Source organism: Bacteroides neonati (assembly GCF_000499785.1).
Taxonomy (GTDB): domain Bacteria; phylum Bacteroidota; class Bacteroidia; order Bacteroidales; family Bacteroidaceae; genus Bacteroides; species Bacteroides neonati.
In genome coordinates this window covers 547,400-569,716 of the sequence record NZ_HG726023.1, presented here as the reverse complement: position 1 = coordinate 569,716, position 22,317 = coordinate 547,400, and the positions used below count along the sequence as shown (strand labels likewise).

The 22,317-nt window shown below is 45.9% G+C and carries 13 protein-coding genes; 8 read left to right on the top strand and 5 right to left on the bottom strand.

The features are described from left to right. Positions 1-17: 17 nt before the first annotated feature. The 3 genes from TY03_RS14960 to TY03_RS14950 all read left to right on the top strand — a co-directional run bounded on the left by TY03_RS14960 (position 18) and on the right by TY03_RS14950 (position 5,409). Positions 18-1,298 carry an O-acetylhomoserine aminocarboxypropyltransferase/cysteine synthase family protein gene (locus tag TY03_RS14960; protein WP_042371337.1) on the top strand — a complete coding sequence of 427 codons (1,281 nt, stop codon included), beginning with the start codon at positions 18-20 and terminating at the stop codon, positions 1,296-1,298. Positions 1,299-1,462: 164 nt separating this feature from the next. Then, positions 1,463-3,748, top strand: coding sequence for an NADP-dependent malic enzyme (locus tag TY03_RS14955; RefSeq protein ID WP_042371334.1), 2,286 nt, complete (start codon positions 1,463-1,465; stop codon positions 3,746-3,748). A gap of 326 nt (positions 3,749-4,074) precedes the next feature. After that, entirely contained in the window at positions 4,075-5,409 is a 1,335-nt protein-coding gene (locus TY03_RS14950) for an NADP-specific glutamate dehydrogenase (protein WP_042371333.1), read from the top strand. A gap of 101 nt (positions 5,410-5,510) precedes the next feature. Here the strand turns inward: TY03_RS14950 and TY03_RS14945 are convergent, their stop codons facing one another. Both TY03_RS14945 and TY03_RS14940 read right to left on the bottom strand, forming a co-directional pair. After that, positions 5,511-9,401, bottom strand: coding sequence for a Pls/PosA family non-ribosomal peptide synthetase (locus TY03_RS14945; RefSeq protein WP_042371330.1), 3,891 nt, complete (start codon positions 9,399-9,401; stop codon positions 5,511-5,513). Positions 9,402-9,509: 108 nt separating this feature from the next. Beyond that, a complete protein-coding gene (locus TY03_RS14940) occupies positions 9,510-12,485 on the bottom strand; it encodes a PEP/pyruvate-binding domain-containing protein (RefSeq protein ID WP_042371328.1) in 2,976 nt (991 codons plus the stop codon). Between the two features lie 208 nt (positions 12,486-12,693). Here TY03_RS14940 and TY03_RS14930 point away from each other — a divergent pair, with 208 nt between their 5' ends. From TY03_RS14930 to TY03_RS14920, 3 genes are all read left to right on the top strand, one after another. Further along, positions 12,694-14,805: a prolyl oligopeptidase family serine peptidase gene (locus TY03_RS14930; protein ID WP_042371325.1), complete on the top strand. Its 2,112-nt coding sequence runs from the start codon at positions 12,694-12,696 to the stop codon at positions 14,803-14,805. A 231-nt stretch (positions 14,806-15,036) separates the two neighbouring features. After that, complete coding sequence (gdhA, locus tag TY03_RS14925; protein ID WP_042371322.1) at positions 15,037-16,374, top strand: NADP-specific glutamate dehydrogenase; 1,338 nt, start codon at positions 15,037-15,039, stop codon at positions 16,372-16,374. A 139-nt stretch (positions 16,375-16,513) separates the two neighbouring features. Then, positions 16,514-17,674, top strand: a complete 1,161-nt coding sequence (locus tag TY03_RS14920; RefSeq protein ID WP_042371320.1) for a M24 family metallopeptidase — start codon at positions 16,514-16,516, stop codon at positions 17,672-17,674. A gap of 118 nt (positions 17,675-17,792) precedes the next feature. Here the strand turns inward: TY03_RS14920 and TY03_RS14915 are convergent, their stop codons facing one another. After that, the gene (locus tag TY03_RS14915; RefSeq protein ID WP_042371319.1) at positions 17,793-19,226 is read right to left on the bottom strand and encodes a CCA tRNA nucleotidyltransferase; all 1,434 of its coding nucleotides are present in this window, start codon (positions 19,224-19,226) and stop codon (positions 17,793-17,795) included. Positions 19,227-19,309: 83 nt separating this feature from the next. Here TY03_RS14915 and TY03_RS14910 point away from each other — a divergent pair, with 83 nt between their 5' ends. Then, positions 19,310-20,146, top strand: a complete 837-nt coding sequence (locus tag TY03_RS14910) for an outer membrane protein assembly factor BamD (protein ID WP_042371317.1) — start codon at positions 19,310-19,312, stop codon at positions 20,144-20,146. A 152-nt stretch (positions 20,147-20,298) separates the two neighbouring features. Here TY03_RS14910 and TY03_RS22680 read toward each other — a convergent pair whose 3' ends face one another. Then, a complete protein-coding gene (locus TY03_RS22680) occupies positions 20,299-20,439 on the bottom strand; it encodes a hypothetical protein (protein ID WP_187374001.1) in 141 nt (46 codons plus the stop codon). 48 nt (positions 20,440-20,487) lie between these two features. Continuing rightward, a complete protein-coding gene (ruvA, locus tag TY03_RS14905; RefSeq protein WP_042371314.1) occupies positions 20,488-21,087 on the bottom strand; it encodes a Holliday junction branch migration protein RuvA in 600 nt (199 codons plus the stop codon). A gap of 154 nt (positions 21,088-21,241) precedes the next feature. On the opposite strand from ruvA, the gene TY03_RS14900 reads away from it, so the two are divergent. Then, a complete protein-coding gene (locus tag TY03_RS14900) occupies positions 21,242-22,141 on the top strand; it encodes a diaminopimelate dehydrogenase (protein WP_042371311.1) in 900 nt (299 codons plus the stop codon). Positions 22,142-22,317 lie beyond the last annotated feature (176 nt).

The following is a 22,317-nucleotide window of genomic DNA, read 5'->3' as shown; positions in this document are numbered from 1 at the left end:
ATAAAACCAATATCCTTATGGCAAAACATCTCAAGCCCGAAACCTTGTGTGTACAAGCAGGGTGGAATCCGAAAAAAGGTGAACCTCGTGTGTTACCTATCTATCAAAGCACTACATTTAAATATGAAACAAGCGAACAAATGGCACGTCTCTTCGACCTCGAAGAGAGCGGCTACTTCTATACGCGCTTGCAAAACCCCACGAATGATGCGGTAGCAGCCAAGATTGCTGCTCTCGAAGGGGGTGTAGGAGCCATGCTTACCTCTAGCGGACAAGCAGCCAACTTCTATGCACTGTTTAATATCTGTCAGTCCGGCGACCACTTCGTTTGCTCATCGGCTATCTACGGAGGTACATTCAACCTGTTCGGCGTAACCATGAAGAAACTGGGTGTGGAGGTAACTTTTGTAAGCCCCGATGCAAGTGAGGAAGAGATCGGAGCAGCTTTTCGCCCCAACACGAAAGCTCTTTTCGGAGAAACGATATCCAACCCCTCACTCGAGGTACTCGATATTGAAAAGTTCGCTCGCATAGCACACAGCCACGGTGTACCCTTGATTGTAGACAACACATTCCCCACCCCGATTAACTGCCGCCCGTTTGAATGGGGTGCAGACATCATTGTACATTCGACCACCAAATACATGGACGGACACGCCACAAGCGTAGGGGGCTGTATTGTCGATAGTGGAAACTTTGATTGGGAAGCGCATGCCGAAAAATTCCCCGGACTATGTACTCCGGACGAATCGTATCACGGACTGACCTATACTACCGCATTCGGTAAAATGGCTTACCTAACCAAAGCAACAGCACAGCTGATGCGCGACCTGGGCAGTGCGCAAGGACCGCAAAACGCATTCTTGCTGAATCTGGGATTAGAGACACTCCACTTGCGTATGCCTCAACACTGCAACAATGCATTGAAGGTAGCACAATACCTCGAAAAAAACGAGAAGGTAGCATGGGTAAACTATTGCAGCCTGCCGGGCAACAAGTATTATGACTTAGCACAGAAATACCTACCCAACGGTTCGTGTGGAGTTATTTCGTTCGGGCTCAAAGGAGAGCGCGAAGTGGCCACCCGTTTCATGGATTCATTGCAACTGGTAGCCATCGTAACACACGTGGCAGATGCTCGTACGTGTGTACTCCATCCGGCCAGTCATACCCATCGACAACTAACCGACGAACAGTTGACAGAGGCAGGTGTACGCCCGGATTTGATCCGTTTATCGGTAGGAATTGAGAATGCCGATGACATTATTGCCGACATCGAACAGGCACTGAATCAATAATCATACCAACCTTATGCAAAAAGGCACAAAAGCAAAACAATATTTTGTATTTTTGTGCCTTTTTGTTATAATTTAAACAGAAATTATACTAAAAAAGCTATAATTCATCTGTTTTATTGCTACATTTGCGAGCAATTGATAACCTTTATTAAATAGTTAGAATCATGGCTAAAATCACCAAAGAAGCCGCTTTACTCTACCACTCACAGGGTAAACCAGGCAAAATTGAAGTAGTGCCTACAAAGCCCTACAGTACCCAAACAGATCTTTCGCTGGCCTATTCGCCCGGTGTAGCTGAACCTTGTTTGGAAATAGAAAAAGATCCGCAAAACGCTTACAAATATACAGCCAAAGGCAATCTGGTTGCTGTTATCTCAAACGGAACAGCCGTGCTTGGTTTGGGAGATATCGGTGCATTGAGTGGTAAGCCGGTAATGGAAGGAAAGGGATTGCTTTTCAAGATCTATGCAGGTATCGATGTGTTCGACATCGAGGTAGACGAGAAAGATCCGGAGAAGTTTATCGAAGCGGTAAAAGCGATTGCTCCTACTTTCGGCGGTATTAACCTCGAAGACATCAAAGCACCCGAATGTTTTGAGATTGAGCGTCGACTCAAAGAAGAACTGGACATTCCGGTGATGCACGACGACCAACACGGAACGGCCATCATTTCAAGTGCGGGCTTACTCAATGCACTCGAAGTAGCCGGAAAGAAAATTGAAGAGGTAAAAATCGTAGTGAACGGAGCAGGTGCTTCGGCCATATCGTGTACCAAACTATACGTATCGCTCGGTGCCCGCCTCGAAAACATTGTCATGGTAGACAGTAAAGGTGTTATCAACCTGGAACGCAAAGACCTGAACGATCAAAAAAGATATTTTGCGACAAGCCGCACCGATATACATACACTCGAAGAAGCCGTACGGGGTGCCGATATGTTCCTTGGCCTGTCAAAAGGCAATGTGTTGAGCCAAGACATGGTGCGCAGCATGGCCTCGTCGCCTATTGTATTTGCATTGGCAAACCCTACACCCGAAATATCGTATGAAGATGCAATGAGCGCACGCCCGGATGTACTGATGGCAACCGGTCGTTCCGATTATCCGAATCAGATTAATAATGTAATCGGATTCCCTTACATCTTCCGTGGTGCACTCGACACACAAGCCAGTGCCATCAACGAAGACATGAAAATTGCGGCCGTATACGCCATTGCCAATCTCGCCAAACAGCCGGTTCCCGACGTGGTGAACGAGGCTTATCATATGAATAACTTTAGCTTTGGTGCCGAATATTTCATCCCCAAACCGGTAGATCCACGCCTTATCACCGAAGTATCATGTGCGGTGGCTCGCGCTGCTATGGAGAGTGGGGTAGCTCGTAAAGATATTGAAGATTGGGATGCCTATAAACTCCGCTTACGCGAGTTGATGGGTTATGAATCGAAGCTAACCCGCCAACTTTACGATACTGCCCGTCGCAACCCGCAACGTGTTGTATTTGCCGAAGGAGGTCACCCCAATATGCTGAAGGCCGCAGTTGAAGCGAAGTCGGAAGGTATCTGCCAACCTATTATATTAGGAAACGACGAACGTATTCATAAATTGGCCAAAGAGCTCGACCTAAACCTTGAAGGTATAGAGATCGTAAACCTGCGCCATGACTGCGAAACGGAACGACGCGAACGATATGCGCAGATATTGGCTACGAAGCGTGCCCGCGAAGGTGCTACCTATGAGGAGGGAATAGACAAGATGTTCGAGCGTAACTATTTTGGTATGATGATGGTAGAGACGGGTGATGCCGATGCATTTATCACCGGACTGTATACCAAATACACCAATACAATTAAGGTAGCCAAAGAGGTGATCGGTATTAAGCCCGGATACAAACACTTCGGTACCATGCATATATTGAACTCCAAAAAGAGAACGTACTTTTTGGCCGATACGCTGATCAACCGTCATCCGGATACGGAAACACTGACCGATGTAGCTAAACTGGCGGCCGAAACAGTGAAGTTCTTTAACCAGACACCGGTTATGGCTATGCTTTCATACTCTAACTTCGGTTCGGACTCCATAGGTAGCCCGCTGAAAATGCACGAAGCAGTAGCCTCGATGCAACAAGAGTTTCCCGAACTGGCTATCGATGGCGAGATGCAGGTAAACTTTGCCATGAACCGCGAACTGCGCGATAAGAAATATCCCTTTACCCGGTTGTTCGGCAAAGAGGTCAATACCTTGGTATTCCCGAACCTGAGTTCGGCCAACTCGGGGTATAAGCTGATTCAGGCAATGACTGATACCGAGCTGATCGGACCGATTCAGATGGGATTAAATAAACCGATTCATTTTACAGACATCGAAAGCTCGGTGCGCGACATTGTTAATATCACCGCCGTAGCTGTTATCGATGCGATTGTTGCTAAGAAGAAAATAAGCCGATGAAACGAAAGTTATCCAGATCACAAATAGTTTGCATTATCCTTCTTTGGATGGCACTTTGCTATATGATTATCGTCTATTCAGAACGAATTGATGGAATTACAATCATAACGCTTGCATTATCTGCTGCTTTTGTGTTTATTCCTGTCTATAAATCAATGAAAAAGAATAAATAATATCTTTTTATTCGTTTTTTACGGCATAAAACATCAAAATTAATGTTTTATGCCGTTTTTCTTTATAATTTGCTTGTAAGTTTAATTTTTATGTTTACTTTTGCAATGGAAAAAGCAAATAATCACAATTACGTAGAATAAAAAAACAGAATTATGAATGCAGAGAAGGTATTAGAAAATTTGAAGAGAAGATTCCCCAACGAACCGGAGTATCATCAAGCCGTAGAAGAGGTACTTTCTACAATTGAAGAAGAGTACAACAAGCACCCTGAATTTGACAAAGCCAACCTGATTGAGCGTCTTTGTATTCCGGAAAGAGTATACCAGTTTCGTGTAACCTGGGTAGATGATAAAGGCAACGTACAAACCAATATGGGTTACCGCGTACAGCACAACAATGCTATCGGTCCATACAAAGGGGGTATTCGCTTCCACGCTTCTGTCAATCTCTCCATTCTTAAATTCCTTGCTTTTGAGCAAACATTCAAAAATTCATTGACTACACTCCCGATGGGTGGTGGCAAAGGTGGTGCAGACTTCTCTCCACGTGGCAAGTCAAACGGCGAAGTAATGCGCTTCGTACAATCATTTATGCTTGAATTGTGGCGTCATATTGGCCCTGAGACCGATGTACCCGCAGGTGACATTGGTGTAGGCGGCCGCGAAGTAGGCTTCATGTTCGGTATGTACAAGAAATTAACACGCGAATTCACCGGAACCTTCACAGGCAAAGGTCGCGAGTTCGGTGGTTCACTGATTCGCCCTGAGGCTACCGGTTATGGTAACATCTACTTCTTAATGGAGATGCTGAAAAAGCAAGGTACCGATCTGAAAGGCAAGACTTGTGTGGTATCGGGTTCGGGCAACGTAGCTCAATATACCATTGAGAAAGTAATCGAACTGGGTGGTAAGGTAGTGACTTGCTCAGACTCTGACGGCTATATCTACGATCCAGAAGGCATCGATCGCGAGAAGTTGAACTACATCATGGAACTGAAAAACCTGTATCGTGGACGTATCCGTGAGTATGCAGAGACATACGGCTGTAAGTACGTAGAAGGAGCCAAACCTTGGGGAGAGAAATGCGACATCGCCCTTCCTTCGGCTACTCAAAATGAATTGAACGGTGACCACGCTCGTACGCTGGTAACCAACGGCTGTATCGCTGTTAGCGAAGGTGCCAATATGCCTTCGACACCCGAAGCGGTTAAAGTATTCCAGGATGCAAAGATTCTCTATGCTCCGGGCAAGGCAGCCAACGCCGGTGGAGTATCTGTATCGGGCTTGGAAATGACACAAAACTCTATCAAACTAAGCTGGAGCGAAGAAGAGGTAGACGAAAAGCTGAAGAGCATCATGCAAAGCATTCACGAAGCATGCGTACAATACGGTACAGAACCAGACGGATATGTGAACTACGTGAAAGGCGCCAACGTAGCCGGCTTTATGAAAGTAGCCAAAGCAATGATGGCACAAGGCATTTTATAATCAGCAAAACGATAGAAAGCCAATAGTCGAAACGATAAGTAAGAAAGGGATGAACAAAAGTAACATTTTGTCATCCCTTTCTCTGTTTCATTCACTCTGTATCATACGCGCTTTGACGGTGCTCCGACAAAGGTTGTTTCAGCAGGTAATGACTCTCCCTTCATCAAGATAGAGAGCGGTTCGAGCGAGGATCCATTTTCCATGTGCGAATCGTATAACACAACTGCCATTCCACCCACATTGCAGTTTTCGCCGATAACCACATCCGACATCTTCATCACACGATCCTCAAACAAATGGGTTTGCATGGTACAATTATCATTCAACACCGAACGGTCGCCTACATGAAGCAAGTCAAATTCGGTTATTTGTGTTGAGTAGAGACAGCATTTATTACCGATTTTGCATCCCAGCAGACGCAAGGGATATTTAATAAATACACTTCCGGTCAGCATATTCAAGAAGAAGAGTACCAGAAAGTTCTCATACAACCCTGTTACTAATTCGCTACGCCACACAAAACCACTCCACAGGGGTTTATTACAAGGCCGATAACGTCCGATGATAATCCATTTGAAAAGAGCCATAATAAAACAACCCAGAATACCGGTTCCTAAATACAGGAAAGGAAAGATAAAGAACAGCTCAATTAAGGATTTCTCTACCTGCAAATTGGAGGATATATTCGTAATCAATGATGCCAGTACAATAAAGAAAGTCGATGGCAGTACTACCCTGAAAAACTCAACAAAATAGCGCAAAGCAAAAAGTTTACGACTGGGTTTATAAGTACGATCTACCGAAAACTCCGTATTGATGTCTCGCTTGGGAAGAAACATAGCAGGCGAACCGAACCACGAAGTACCATCAGGGGCAGGCAGGTCTTGTTTGTCCATTTTCGACAAAACACCCACCAATACATCGCTACCCAATCGGCTACCGGGACTAAGTACAGCACTATTGCCCACAAAAGTTCGATCGCCAATATACGTTTTAGCAATGGTAATATACCCGTTACGAACATGCGAAGCACCGACAGAAACCGAATCGGCAAGGAAGCATTCATCGCCAGTGACCAGCAAGTCGGGCGAAATAAACTCGACCGTAGAGACCTCCATCCGTTTTCCCATCTTCACACCCAGCAACTTGAACCAATGTTGCAAGTAAAGGGTGGTATAGAGCGTACCAATGACTTGCAGGCTGAGTTTCATTAACTGATCGAAAAACCATTTCCGGTAGTAGAAGGTCGAATTAATGGGATAGCGTCCCTCTTTGATCCGTCCCAACAAGGTCCATTTAAACAAAGCGATCAACAATGTAAGAATGACAACAAAAGAAAACGCCACGACCAACGTTAGAAACAGAAAATAATAATTCTCATACTTATAGTCCACATGGGTGATAAGCATCATACCCGGCACATAGGCAATCATGGTGATAAGGGGAATCAGAAAGACACCGATACCATAGAGCAAGGTGCCCGATAAGGTCCAGAGTTTACGGGTTTCTTGTTTACCATTCACTCCTATCCTTTCTCCTGCTGAACCTTGCCAGTTTTCATTCTCAGGCACAATGGTTCCTTCGGGAATCAAGGTCAGATCTTCGGTCGAAGAGTTGCGACACATCCGGGTATTGTGAGAAAGGTGGCAACGGGTACCAACAAAGCACTGATCTTCGATATCAATTCGACCAATATGCAGGTAACCGTCTGAGATGATAAAGCCTTTGAGGTGAGAGTCGGTGCAGATACTCACATTGTCGCCAATAGTAAGCAGGTCATAAGCCGATATGGCATTGGTGTTAATGTAGCTATTCTTACCAATATGTGCACCCAACAGTTTCAGGAAAACATTCATAATGGGAGTACCGGTAAAGTAAACAACCGGACAAATCATGATAAACTTATCGGCCAGCCAAAAGCGGAAATAGTACCATCCCCAGAGTTTGTAGTCGCCCGCCCGAATACGACCAATCACCAACCACTTCAACCCAATAACCAACAAAGAAAGGGTAGGCAGTAATGCGAAGTACATCGACAGCATCATGGACAATGAATAGAGAACCCCATTGTCTGCCTGATAATAATAGGAGTAAACGAAAAACGGTCCCAACCACTCAATACCAAACAATAAGGCAATGAATACCATGCTTACGCCTTGTGCCAGCGAACATAGATAAAAGGAGAGGTTGGAAGGAATATGTATCTTTCGCTGTTGGTAATGATTCTCTTTAATTGATTTTAGGGTCAGGCAGTCGACCAAATCGGTCAATACAGGATGCTGATAAATATCCATTACCGAAAGGTTGGAGAATAATTTCTGTTCGCGAAGTTCGGAAACGATAACGGCAGCCAACAGCGAGTGTCCGCCAAGGTCATTGAAAAAGTGATCGGACAACGAAATATCTTCGCGATCAAAATGAGTAGCAAGAGCGTGAATCAACTTCTTCTCCAGTTCTGTTTTAGGAGAAATAATTGTTCGGTGAGAGGAAGGTTTTGTTAAGGGAGCAGAAGGTTTGGGCAATCGCTTGCGATCCACCTTCTGACTGGTTGTAACGGGTAGTGAATCAATAATATCGAGCGTAGAAGGAATCATATAATAAGGTAGCTTATCGCGTAGCAACTTGGCTACTTCATTACGATTGAGCTCTTCATTGCCTTCCATCACTACGTAGGCTGCCAACTGTTGGGACTCTACATCCAATGCTACCGCAGCAGCTTGAATACCATTAGAAGCTAACAGTAGTACTTCAATCTCGGCCAATTCTACTCGAAAACCGCGTACTTTGATTTGAGCATCGGAACGCCCTACAAAAACAATGTCGCCATCTGCATTGTAACGACCAATATCGCCCGAACGATAAAAGCGGGTAAGTTGTCCGTTCATCCGGTCGGTGTGAACAAACTTCGTTGAAGTAAGATCCTCCCTGTTCAAGTATCCACGGGCAACACTTTCGCCACCAATAAGTATTTCGCCTTCCTCGCCCACACCAACAGGACTGAGATTCTCATCGACCAGAAAAACATCATACTCCGGGAGAGGTTTCCCAATAGTTACTTCCGACTCTCCATCAAGCACCGAATAGGTGGCAATCACCGTTGCCTCGGTAGGTCCATAGGTATTGTAAACCGTCCGCCCGTTTTTACACCACCGCTTGGCAAGATGGGTGGGGCAAACCTCACCACCGAATATTAAAATGCGTAAGCCGGGGATTTCCTCCTTTACCATAGAAAGCAAGGTGGGAGCACAAGAGAGAAAGGTAATACGCAAATCGGCAACGATAGACGAAAACCGATCGCCACTACGCATAATATCGTAGGTTCCTACCACCAATGTGGCACCCACCGACAAAGGCAACCAGATTTCTTCGACCGAGGCATCAAAAGATACGGAGAACCCTTGCAACACACGGTCGTCGGGAGCGATGGGATAGATTTGTTGAGCAGCTTTCAGGTAATTGATAACATTCCGATGCTCGAGCAGCACTCCTTTGGGGTTTCCACTGGTACCGGATGTATAAATAATATAACAAAGATCGCTCGTTGTACGATTAGGAACAAAAGGGGCTTGCGACGGAAAGCTATCTAAGTAATTCCAATCGTGCTCCATTGTAAAGAGACGAGCTTGTGGTAGAAAAGAGCCTGTTCTTTCCAGAATTGAATCGGCGGTAATTATGACTTTGGCTCCCGAATCGGAAACAATGAAGTTAACTCTTTCGGCCGGTATCTCAGGGTCGAGAGGAATATAAGCCGCACCGCTTTTAAGCACCCCCAGCATAGCGATATAGACTTGGTAACAACGTGGAAGAAGTATAATTACTTTGTCTTCCCTTTCGACTCCCTCTTTCCTCAACCAATGGGAAAGTTTGTTGGCATATTCCAAAAATTCCCGACAAGGAATGTCAATGTCCCCTTGCTCGATTATCACCTTGTCGGGAGACTTGGAGAGCATACTCTCCACCCATTCATCGAGCATCATTTCATTGTTTATCATGCTTCACTCAGTTATATTATATAAAACAGTTCAGCATAAATAAAGTTAGAGTTTTTTATTAATTTAATAGTCCGGTTATTCAAGTTTTATTCAACTGAATGTACACCTCTATTTTGATGCATTAGGCATCAACACCACTCCCAGCTTTTTCTTTCCATTCATTTTGACCACTATCGGTTTTTCAAAACGAACGTGTCGCAGAAACGTTGTTTCTTCCACTGCCGGTTGGGCATTCAGGAAATCCTGATTGTATATGCCATCATTCATAAACGCATTGATCGTAAAGTAACCCACACCAAACGAAGTAAGATTCTGAAAGAAATGGGTTCCTTGACTCGGATCTACCCTGTAATTGGTCAATCCCGCCTCTACAATGACCCGGGCGGCAGAAATATGGGGCCACTTAACCGGGATACCCAGCCATGTATCGCTACTTCCCCAACGACCGGGACCCACCAATACATAATTCTTTCCTTCGGCTACAAACTGCTGATTCATCTTTTCGATCTCCCAGGCAATCGTTTGATTATTGGAAGCACTGTATCCATCGGTTTTCACATAGATGATATCGCACACATCATTGATAATACCGTGTCCGAGTGAGTTATTTGAGCGCAATAAGATCTCATCATCGGGAATAATCGAAAGGTCTTCATCGAGCATGTCCTTCGAATCGACAATGGGGCGTATTTGCAACAAATAGAACGTTCCTGTTTTATCGTACTCGCGGTTCAAGGTGGCGGCAAACTCTATTTCGACCGGTCTGCGCATCTCTTGCTCACTATAACGCAGCACTAACTGCAAGATATGTGCCAGCGGAAACACATCGTGTTGCAAGATGTTGGCAAAGGTGATGACTTTGCGCCCACCGGGGTAAAGTCCGTCGCGAATAACCTGATCGTACGGATCGTAGGTAGAAGCGATATAACGCAACGCACCATCTTTTTCGGCTTCCTTTACATGAAGTTTCAAGAGATTGAACCCATCGTCTATCGAGAACTCTTCGCCTGCATTCTTTAAATCCAACGCATAAAAACGAGTCTGGGTTTCGCGAAGTGCCATCTCCATCTCACTGGTCTGCAATACCTGATGCGGATGATAGGGAGAGAAACGTAACGTCATGCCGCCATCGACAATATATTTGCCTAGTCCCAGAGCCAGATTCACCGTACCCTCTTCGGCTTTCTCGTCTCCAATCGGATAGTAATTGAGCGAACGCGCCACACCTGACATCGACGGATAGTAGCGGTCGCCGTACTGATTGCCCACCACTTCTTGAAGGATAACTGCCATCTTCTCCTGGTCAATCACGTTAGAGGTAGCCTGCATATAGGCTTTACTATCTTTGAAATAGACCGAAGCATACACGCCCTTGATGGCATCGGAAAGCATACGCAACATCTCATACCGATCATCCAGATAAGGAATCATATAGGTGTTGTAGATTCCTGCAAACGGTTGATAGTGGGAGTCTTCGAGCAACGAAGACGAACGGATAGCCAAAGGAGCTTTGACCACATCGAAGAAAGTAAAGAAGTCTTCGACCAAGCTATCGGGCAACTTAGCTTTCAGGAAGTATTTCAGAATCGTATCATCATCGGCATCCGAAAGCGCAACCTGATAGAGGTTGTTGGTATCCATAAACTCGTCGAACACATCGGTACAGAGTACCACCGTTTTGGGAATGGCAACCTGCGCATTCTCAAACATTTCGAACTCGGGATAGCGCTTCACCATATTGTCAATAAATGCCAGACCGCGCCCTTTACCGCCCAATGAGCCTTCGCCAATGCGGGCAAAGTTGGAGTAACGGTCGAAGCGGTCGCGCTTAAATACAGCAACAACACCCTGGTTCTTCATTTTACGATACTTGATGATGGCCTCGAAAATAATCTTTCGATGAGCATCGACATCTTGTAGACTGTTCCAAGTAATAGGGCGCAAGAACTCGGCAACCGGAAACATGGCTCTCGAATAGAGCCAACGCGACACGTGATTGCGACTGATGTGATACAGAAATGATTCGGCAGGGATAGCGAACAGGATGTTTTGCAACTCCTTCAGGTTTCGCACGCGGGCTATCTCTTCGAGTGTATCGGGATTTCGGAAAATAAAGTCGCCAAACCCAAAGTCGTCGGCTACTATGCGCCGTAAATCGACATCCATCTTTTTCGAGTTCTTATCGATAAAGCTGGCACCATACTTAGCGGCATAGGCTGCGTTCCCCGACTCGGACGATTGAATAATGAGCGGAACAAACTCATCCCGCTTCCGCACTTCGGCACAAAGCTTGATCCCTGCAAGCGGATCTTTCTCGCCACGCTCTACACGGGGAAAACGCACATCGGTAATCACACCGAGAATATTGTTGGTATACTTATTGTAAATTGCCATCGCCTCCTCGTACGTACGTGCCAGTACTATTTTAGGACGACCTCGCATACGCAACGTACGCTGATGCGCGTTCAAGGCTTCGGTAGAGAACTCTTGACTCTGTTTCAATACAAATTTATAAAGATTGGGCAAGATAGACGAATAGAAGCGAATACCGTCTTCGACCAACAGAATAAGTTGTACGCCCACCTCGGCCACATCATGCTCCAGATTCATCTTATCCTCTATCAGCTTGATGATAGAAAGCAGCAGATCGGTATTGCCCAGCCAGCAGAACACATACTCGAAGGCACTAAGGTCTTCGTTTTTGATTCGCTTGGTGATACCGTGACTAAAGGGTGTCAAGATAACAATGGGGATGTGATCGTATTTGCTCTTAATGTGCCGACCGATGTCGAAACTATCATTATCGCCGGTACTGGGCATACAGATAACCAGATCAAAAGAGACCTTTTCGAGCTGTGCTTCTGCCTCTTCTTCGGTAGAGACTTGTGTAAAACGAGGCGGATAGCGCAACGAAAGCGAGGTATATTCATTAAAAATCTTCTCATCGATTCGTCCGTCATCTTCGAGCATAAAAGCGTCGTAGGGGTTGGCTATCAAGAGTACATTAAAAATACGGCGCGTCATCAGGTTGGCAAACTGTGTATCTTTAAAGTAAAGTTGATTTAATTTATATTTACTGAGCATGGTTCTCTCTGGTTATGATTTATACAAAAGTATCAAATATTGAGCAATATAAGGAAGGATTTGAAATAATTCTTTCGCCATTACTACTATTTTTATTGTTCTCATTATATATTTGTTTTGTTCAAATAGATTTTTTACCTTTACCGCTCTATCAAACCTTGTGTTTGCCTGCTTATACATAAGACAGCTAACTAAATATCCCATAAACATGAAGAAAGTAATCCTATTAACCGGTGGAATCATGGTCATGTCATGCGCCTCTCAACAAAACAAACTGGTCTATCCCGAAACGGCCAAAGTAGATACCGTAGACGTGTATTTCGATACGCAAGTACCCGATCCTTACCGATGGTTAGAAAACGACACAAGTGCTGCTACCGCTGCCTGGGTAGCCGCCGAAAATAAAGTAACCAACGACTACCTGTCTAAAATTCCTTTTCGCGAAAAACTGCTCAAACGACTGACGGAACTGGCTAATTATGAAAAGATAGGAACGCCGTTCAAGAAGCACGGTAAGTATTACTTCTATAAGAATGACGGTTTACAGAATCAGAGCGTACTTTATGTACAGGATACCCTGGATGGAGAGCCTCGCGTTTTTCTCGACCCTAATAAACTATCGACCGACGGAACGGTGGCACTGACCGGACTCTCTTTCTCGAAAGACGGCAAGTATGCAGCTTATACCATTTCGCGCAGTGGATCGGACTGGTCTGAGGTATATGTCATGGACGTGGCTACCGGTCAATTACTGCCGGATCACATTGAGTGGGCTAAGTTCTCAGGGGCTTCGTGGCAGGGAGATGGTTTCTACTATAGTGCATACGACGCACCGAAAAAGGGGAAAGAGTTCTCTAATGTCAACGAGAATCACAAGGTGTATTACCACAAGCTGGGCGAACCGCAATCGGCCGATAAACTGATCTATCAGAACCCTGCCTTCCCCAAGCGTTTCTATAGTGCGGGAACGAGCGAAGACGAACGTATGCTCTTCTTCTACGAAGCAGGAGCCGGACGAGGCAACAACCTCTTCCTGCAAAACCTCACCAAAGCAGGTTCGAAGATCGAACAACTGACAACCGATTTTGAATATAGCTACTACCCTATCGAAGTAATCGGCGACAAGATGTACCTCTATACCAACTACGGTGCTCCCAAAGGACGCGTTATGGTAGCCGATGTTAATAAACCCCTGCTGGCGGATTGGAAAGAACTGGTACCGGAAGCGGAAGCCGTACTTTCGGATACCAAAGTGATCGGCAATAAACTCTTCCTTACCTACGACAAAGATGCCTCCAACCATGCCTATGTATACGACCTCGACGGAAAGCTGATACAAGAAATTAAACTACCCTCGCTCGGATCGGTAGGCTTTAGCGGCGATAAGGACGACAAGGAGTGCTTCTTCGGGTTTACCTCATTCACCACACCGGGTGCTACCTATAAATATGATATGGACAAGAACAGTTACGAGCTATACCGCGCACCCAACGTGAAGTTCAATGCCGACGATTTCGTAACCGAGCAGGTGTTCTTTGCCAGCAAAGACGGCACCAAAGTGCCGATGTTCCTTACCTATAAGAAGGATTTGAAAAAAGACGGAACAAACCCGGTATTCCTCTATGGATATGGCGGATTTAACATCAGCCTCAACCCGGGATTCTCTACCGCTCGTATTCCTTTCTTGGAGAATGGCGGCATCTATGCGCAAGTAAACTTACGCGGTGGCGGCGAATATGGAGAAGAGTGGCACGTGGCCGGTACAAAGATGCAGAAACAAAACGTGTTCGACGATTTTATTGCCGCAGCCGAATACCTGATTAAAGAGAAGTATACCAACAAAGATAAAATAGCCATTGTAGGTGGGTCGAATGGCGGTTTATTGGTCGGTGCCTGTATGACACAACGCCCCGATCTATTCAAAGTAGCCATTCCTCAGGTAGGAGTTATGGATATGCTTCGCTATCACAAGTTCACCATCGGTTGGAACTGGGCGAGCGACTATGGTACGAGTGCCGACAGCAAAGAGATGTTCGAGTATTTGAAAGCCTACTCTCCCCTGCACAACTTAAAACCGGGCACCAAATACCCGGCTACCATGGTAACCACCGCCGATCATGACGACCGTGTTGTGCCGGCTCATTCGTTCAAGTTTGCTGCCACATTGCAAGAATGTAACGATGGAACCAACCCAACGCTCATTCGTATCGACAGCAAAGCAGGACATGGTGCAGGCAAACCAATGGCCAAAGTATTGGAAGAACAAGCTGATATATACGGATTCATCATGTACAATTTAGATATGAAACCGAGCCTATAACCCAGCTTTATTTATCAAACAAGCTAAGCAATAGCCTCAAACAACAAGTAGTTAAGAACCTTATGTATTAACTGTTTGTTGTTTGAGGCTATTCGTGCATAAGAAAATATCTTTTTATCATTATTTAATCAAAATAATACCCGTAAAAGTATCATGTATTGAAAGTTTTCATATATTTGCAGTGTTACTACTGACATTTTATCAGAAACAACCTTTTAAAAGCATACTGTTATGAACATCGAAAAAATCATGACCTCTTTAGAGGCAAAACATCCCGGTGAGTCTGAATATCTTCAAGCCGTGAAGGAAGTGCTTATTTCTATTGAAGATATATACAACCAACATCCTGAGTTTGAAAAAGCTAAAATCATCGAAAGATTGGTTGAGCCGGATCGTATCTTTACCTTCCGCGTAACCTGGGTAGACGATAAAGGCGATGTTCAAACAAACTTGGGCTATCGCGTACAATTCAATAACGCTATCGGCCCGTACAAAGGCGGTATCCGTTTCCATGCTTCGGTGAATCTGTCTATCTTGAAGTTCTTAGGTTTTGAACAAACATTTAAGAATGCACTCACTACACTGCCTATGGGTGGCGGCAAAGGTGGTTCCGACTTCTCGCCACGCGGCAAGAGCGATGGTGAAGTAATGCGTTTCTGCCAAGCATTTATGCTGGAGTTATGGCGTCATCTGGGTCCCGACATGGATGTTCCCGCAGGCGATATCGGTGTGGGCGGACGCGAAGTAGGCTATATGTTCGGCATGTACAAGAAACTAACCCGTGAATTTACCGGAACCTTTACCGGCAAAGGATTGGAGTTTGGCGGTTCATTGATTCGTCCCGAAGCAACCGGATTTGGCGGTTTATACTTCGTGCACCAGATGCTCGAAACCAAAGGCATTGATATGAAAGGAAAGACAGTCGCTATTTCAGGATTCGGAAACGTAGCCTGGGGTGCCGCACTCAAAGCAACCGAACTGGGCGCCAAGGTGATTACCATCTCCGGACCCGACGGATATATCTATGACCCGAATGGTATCAGTGGAGAAAAAATTGACTATATGCTCGAACTACGTGCTACAGGCAATGATATCGTAGCTCCATACGCCGATGAGTTCCCCGGCTCTACTTTTGTAGCAGGCAAACGTCCATGGGAGGTAAAAGCAGACATCGCTCTGCCTTGTGCTACTCAAAACGAGTTGAATGGAGAAGATGCCAAACATCTGATTGACAACGGTGTACTTTGCGTAGGCGAAATATCAAACATGGGTTGTACTCCCGAAGCCATCGACCTGTTTATCGAACATAAAACCATGTATGCACCGGGTAAAGCAGTAAATGCAGGTGGTGTAGCTACATCGGGACTCGAAATGTCGCAAAACGCCATGCACCTGAGCTGGAGTGCTGCAGAGGTAGACGAGAAGTTATTGTCTATCATGCACGGCATCCACGCCCAATGCGTAAAATATGGAACCGAACCCGGTGGATATATTAATTATGTTAAAGGGGCTAACATTGCAGGTTTCATGAAAGTGGCACACGCCATGATGGGACAAGGAATTATCTAACTCTTAACATTCAGCATTTTTGCAAAGAGTGTCTTTCGGTTCAGCGATATCGCCGACCGAAAGGCACTCTTTCTTTGTTAATGTACGATTATGAATTAAAATCCTTACCTTTGCCTCTCGAAATTTAAAACGATACAAGATGCTACAACCTGAATTAAAAATACGCCGCGATAAAATACGCTGGCTTATGGCTCAACAAGGTATTGATGCCGCACTCATCACCTGCAACGTGAACATGCTCTATACATACGGCCGTGTGGTTAGCGGATATCTATATTTACCCCTCAATGCTCCTGCTCGCCTATTTGTAAAACGCCCCAACAACATCTCGGGCGAACATATCTTCGCCATCCGCAAACCCGAACAGATACTCGAGTTGCTAAAAGAGAACAACCTCCCCCTGCCTACCAAACTGATGTTGGAAGGAGATGAACTGCCTTACTCCGAATACAATCGGCTGGCAGGTATGTTTCCCGATGCCGAAATAGTAAACGGAACCCCCATCATTCGTCAGGCACGAAGTATTAAAACGCCGGTCGAAGTAGAACTCTTCCGTCGGTCGGGGGCAGCGCATGCCAGAGCATACAACAATATCCCCTCCGTCTATCGTCATGGCATGACCGACCTCGAACTATCTATCGAAATAGAACGCCTCATGCGCCTCGAAGGCTGTCTGGGTATCTTCCGCGTGTTCGGTCAAAGCATGGAGATTTTCATGGGTAGCTTGCTTACGGGCGATAATGCCGCCGCACCTTCGCCCTATGATTTTGCATTGGGAGGCGAAGGGTTTGATCCCGCCCTACCGGGTGGAGCCAATGGCACCGTTTTGCAGGAGGGCCATAGCGTAATGGTCGATTTGGGAGGCAACTTCAACGGATATATGGGTGATATGAGCCGTGTATTCTCTATCGGTAAGCTTAAAGAAGAGGCCTACATCGCCCATCAGGTATGTCTCGATATTCAGGAGCAGATTGCCGCTATGGCACAGCCGGGTGTCGTATGTGAGGATTTGTACAATGCCGCCATCGACCTGGTTACACAAGCCGGATTTGCCAATTACTTCATGGGTATCACCCAGCAAGCACGTTTCATCGGGCATGGTATCGGTCTTGAAATCAACGAAGCTCCCGTACTGGCTCCTCGTGTAAAGCAGAAGTTAGAGCCGGGCATGGTGTTTGCGCTCGAGCCCAAAATCGTACTTCCGGGCATTGGGCCGGTAGGTATCGAAAACTCTTGGGTAGTGACTACCGAAGGGGTCGAAAAACTAACGATCTGCAACGAAGAGATTATAGAGTTGTAGCCTCATATAGTATAACAGAGAGTCTAAACAACAGAGATTATAAACGACAAATGACGAAGCCGGTGCTTTACAGCCCACTTCGTCATTTATTGTTTCATGTACAAACAGAAGCTTATCACTACTCCGGTCGCTTTAAGCCCATTTTGGCTGCCCGTTCGAGCATAAAGGCGCGCGCCGCTTCGTATTCATTGGGAATCACCCCATCCAGAATCGCATCTTTGATGGCACTCTTCAAAGCCCCCACCTCTCTACAGGGTTGCAGGTTAAATATCTCCATAATCTCTTCGCCACTCACAGGAGGCTGAAAGTTGCGTACCCGGTCTTTCTCTTCCAAATCCTTCAATTTCTGGCGTACCAGTTGAAAGTTGTTCAGGAAGCGTTGCTTGCGCTCCATGTTTTTCGATGTGATATCAGCTTCGCACAGCACCATTAAATCATCAATATCATCGCCTGCCTCACACAACAACCGGCGCACGGCCGAGTCGCTTACAATATCATCGGCAATGACAATGGGGCGCATGTGCAGACTCACCATCTTTTGAACGTACTTCATCTTCTCGTTCATCGGCAGTTTCATGTTGCGGAAAAGTGTGGGAATCATCCGTTCGCCGATGAAGTTATGATTATGAAAAGTCCAACCCGCCTTCGGCTCCCAGCGTTTGGTAACGGGTTTGGCAATATCGTGCAGCAAAGCCGACCAGCGCAACCAAAGGTTATCGGTCACTTTGCTGATATTATCAAGCACCTCGAGGGTGTGATAGAAATTATCCTTATGCGCCCGTCCGTTGCGCGTTTCGACTCCCTGCAAAGCCATCATTTCGGGGAAGATTAGTGCCAGCAAGCCGCTACGGTCAAGGTCGATAAACCCTTTCGAGGGTATGGGCGACAGGATGATTTTATTCAACTCGTCGGCAATACGCTCGCGCGAGATAATCGAAATACGTTCGCGGTTGCGGCAAAGCGACTCGAACGTAGCGTCGTCTATATAGAAGTTTAATTGCGTGGCGAAACGAATGCAACGCATCATACGCAACGGATCGTCGCTGAAGGTAATATCGGGATCGAGGGGGGTACGAATCACTTTCTCTTTGAGATCGTTCATCCCATTAAAAGGATCGACCAACTCGCCGAAACGCGCTTTGTTTAAACAAACAGCCAAGGCGTTGATGGTAAAGTCGCGACGATTCTGATCGTCTTCCAATGTACCGTCTTCGACAATGGGCTTACGCGAATCGCGCTGATAGGACTCTTTTCGAGCACCGACAAACTCGACCTCGGTGCCGCGGTATTTTACTTGTGCCGTACCAAAATTCTTGAAAACAGATACATTCGCACCTCGCCCCAGACGGTGGCCCAGTGCCTGCGCCATAGCAATGCCGCTGCCCACTACTACCACATCTATATCTTTTGAAGGACGTTGCAGGAAAATATCGCGTACATAACCGCCTACTGCATAACACTCCAGACCCAGCTCATCGGCTGTTTCTGAAATATGTTCAAAGATGGGTTCGCGAAAATACTGCTTCAACTCCTCTTGTGTCAACTCTATCATGAAGTTATCTATTTTACGTTTTTAAGATGCAAAGATAGGGATATTATTTGTATTTTTGTCCCTCTAATCTAAAGAACAACAAAATGAAGAAAGGGATCATTCTGGTGTGTTATGCCTTGTTGCTGGCTTCGTGTGGCAACAATACAACACAAAAAGCAAACGAAAAGCTGGCTGTAGCTCAGGCAGCTTTCGAGCGTGGCGACTATAACGAGGCTAAGATTCAGCTCGACAGCATCAAGCTGCTCTACCCCAAAGAGTTCGACACGCGACGCGAAGGCAATAAGCTGATGCAGCAAGTCGAAATCAAAGAGCAACAACAAAGTCTGGTCTATCTGGACAGCATGATGCAAAGCAAGCAACAGGAGCTCAAAGCCATCGTCGGACAATATACGTTGGAGAAAGATGCCACCTATCAGGAAGAGGGCAATTACTTCTGGCCAACTCAAACGGTGGAGAAGAACCTGCACCGTTCGTTCCTCCGTTTCCAGGTCAACGAGCAGGGAATCATGCTCATGACATCGATCTACTGCGGCAAGAGTAACATTCACCACTTTGCCGTCAAGGTAACAGCACCCGACGGCACGTTTGCCGAAACACCTGCATCCAAAGACAGCTACGAAACCACCGATCTGGGCGAGAAGATTGAAAAGGCAGACTTCACCATGGGAGCTGACGGTAATGTGATGAGCTTTCTTTACTTGAATCGGGATAAGAATATCAAAGTAGAGTACATCGGCGAACGAAAATATACATTCAATATGACTCCGGCAGACCGACTGGCTCTGACGAAAATATACGAGCTTTCGCAACTGCTCTCGTCGATGGAGCAGATAAAGAAAGAGACCGAAGAGGCTAAATTAAAAATCGGCTTTGTAGAGAAGCTGATCGAAAGAAAAAAGGCAGAAGAACAAGCCAAATAAGCAGCAGAGTCGTTGTTGAGCGGTTGCCGCTTTGACAAGAGGCTGTGTTATATTAAAAAAAGGGTCGAACCATAAGCGCAAAGGTTCCGACCCTTTGTTGCTTATGGTCCGACCCTTTGCCTGTGATCGTCCGACCCTCTGCACATCTATTATTAATCTTTGATGCGACGATTTAATTGATTATTTGCCTTCGCAGGCTTCGACTTGCCAATCCGCTTGCCAGTCGACTGGCTTTTGCCGGTACTCTTTGGGTGCCCACTGTCTTGGCGGACATTACTCTTTCTTATAGCCATACGTTCATGGAGTTTTAATGAGATGCAAAGATAGGAATTAATACACTCTTACAGCCTTTTCAATGCAAGTTTTATCACCTTCTCAACCGGAGCTTCGGGCTCTTCTTTCAAGATGGCCAATACAACTTTTTGCGAAGGTGCAGGAGCAAAGCCCAACATGGTCAAGGCTGCAATGGCCTCTTCCTGCACTTCGGCATTCAAGGACTGCAACAACACACCGCCCGATAAAGTTCCGCCGACGGAACCGGCCGTTTTTATTTTATCCTTCAAATCGACAATGACACGCTGCGCCGTCTTGAGTCCAATACCCTTAACCGTCTTAAGCAGATTGGCATTCTCGGTACTAATCACATTGACCAATTCGCTTGGCGAGAGAGCCGACAGAATCATCCGAGCCGTATTGCCTCCAATACCCGATACGGAGATTAATTGCAGAAAAAGTTCTCTCTCTTGTTTGTCGGCAAAGCCATACAGAATGTAAGCATCCTCGCGAATTGCTTCGTAGATATATAGTTTACAGCTTGGTTTTCCCTGAATGGCCGAATAGGTATTCAACGAAATATTCACTCCATAGCCTAAGCCATTGCAATCAACAACTGCGGTTGCCGGACTGAGTTCGACAAGGTCGCCCTTAATATATTCTATCATAATACTTGTATAACGCAGGCACGCGCGAAATATTGTGTGCGGCGAAGTTGAGCTGTAAAAACGATCTTTAACACCTGTACGGGCAAAATAACAGATAAAATGTCTACTTTTGTGCCTAAATAAAAGAAATGTGTTTAACTAAATTAGTAAAAGCATGAAAAAGGTAAGAGCAGCCATCGTTGGTTATGGCAATATTGGTCGTTACGTTCTGGAAGCACTTCAGGCAGCACCCGATTTCGAAATAGCAGGTATTGTTCGTCGTGCAGGAGCCGAAAATAAACCGGCAGAACTCAATGACTACCCCGTAGTTAAAGATATAAAAGAGCTCGAAGGTGTCGAAGTAGCGATTCTCTGCACCCCCACGCGCAGCGTTGAGAAATACGCCAAGGAGATTTTGGCAATGGGTATCAATACGGTCGACAGTTTCGACATCCATACCGGTATTCTTGATCTTCGTCGCGAACTGAACGGCTGCGCCAAAGAGTACAAAGCAGTTTCGATCATCTCTGCCGGATGGGATCCGGGTAGCGATTCTATCGTTCGCACCATGCTCGAAGCCATCGCTCCGAAAGGCATTACCTATACCAACTTCGGCCCCGGTATGAGCATGGGTCATACGGTAGCCGTGAAGGCTGTGCCCGGTGTACAGGCTGCATTGTCTATGACCATTCCTACAGGTACGGGTATCCATCGCCGCATGGTTTATATCGAAGTGAAAGACGGATATAAATTCGAAGAAGTAGCAGCAGCCATCAAAGCCGATGCCTATTTCGTAAACGATGAAACACACGTAAAACAGGTAGAGAGCGTAGATGCCCTGCTCGATATGGGACACGGTGTAAATCTGACTCGCAAAGGCGTATCGGGCAAAACTCAGAATCAGTTGTTCGAATTCAACATGCATATCAATAACCCGGCACTTACAGCACAGGTGTTGGTTTGTGTAGCCCGTGCTTCTATGAAGCAACAGCCGGGTTGCTATACCATGGTCGAAGTACCGGTGATCGACTTACTTCCGGGCGACCGCGAAGAGTGGATCGGACACTTGGTATAAACAATAGCAAAGAAAAGCCCGCCGCCTTTTTGAAAAAGACGGCGGGAAAAATATAAAAGTTGGCGGCGTTTTAATCAAATGCCGCCAACTTTTTTTGCAAACAGTAAGCAAGTATCTTACTACATGCTATTTATCTTGTCTAAGCTACAGTACATTGTGAAGCACTTTCCATCCAA

Bases quoted from the DNA above. Each gene is read 5' to 3' on its own strand.
- TY03_RS14960 (WP_042371337.1), top strand. From the start codon at position 18: ATGGCAAAACATCTCAAGCCCGAAACCTTGTGTGTACAAGCAGGGTGG.
- TY03_RS14955 (WP_042371334.1), top strand. From the start codon at position 1,463: ATGGCTAAAATCACCAAAGAAGCCGCTTTACTCTACCACTCACAGGGT.
- TY03_RS14950 (WP_042371333.1), top strand. From the start codon at position 4,075: ATGAATGCAGAGAAGGTATTAGAAAATTTGAAGAGAAGATTCCCCAAC.
- TY03_RS14945 (WP_042371330.1), bottom strand. From the start codon at position 9,401: ATGATAAACAATGAAATGATGCTCGATGAATGGGTGGAGAGTATGCTC.
- TY03_RS14940 (WP_042371328.1), bottom strand. From the start codon at position 12,485: ATGCTCAGTAAATATAAATTAAATCAACTTTACTTTAAAGATACACAG.
- TY03_RS14930 (WP_042371325.1), top strand. From the start codon at position 12,694: ATGAAGAAAGTAATCCTATTAACCGGTGGAATCATGGTCATGTCATGC.
- gdhA (WP_042371322.1), top strand. From the start codon at position 15,037: ATGAACATCGAAAAAATCATGACCTCTTTAGAGGCAAAACATCCCGGT.
- TY03_RS14920 (WP_042371320.1), top strand. From the start codon at position 16,514: ATGCTACAACCTGAATTAAAAATACGCCGCGATAAAATACGCTGGCTT.
- TY03_RS14915 (WP_042371319.1), bottom strand. From the start codon at position 19,226: ATGATAGAGTTGACACAAGAGGAGTTGAAGCAGTATTTTCGCGAACCC.
- TY03_RS14910 (WP_042371317.1), top strand. From the start codon at position 19,310: ATGAAGAAAGGGATCATTCTGGTGTGTTATGCCTTGTTGCTGGCTTCG.
- TY03_RS22680 (WP_187374001.1), bottom strand. From the start codon at position 20,439: ATGGCTATAAGAAAGAGTAATGTCCGCCAAGACAGTGGGCACCCAAAG.
- ruvA (WP_042371314.1), bottom strand. From the start codon at position 21,087: ATGATAGAATATATTAAGGGCGACCTTGTCGAACTCAGTCCGGCAACC.
- TY03_RS14900 (WP_042371311.1), top strand. From the start codon at position 21,242: ATGAAAAAGGTAAGAGCAGCCATCGTTGGTTATGGCAATATTGGTCGT.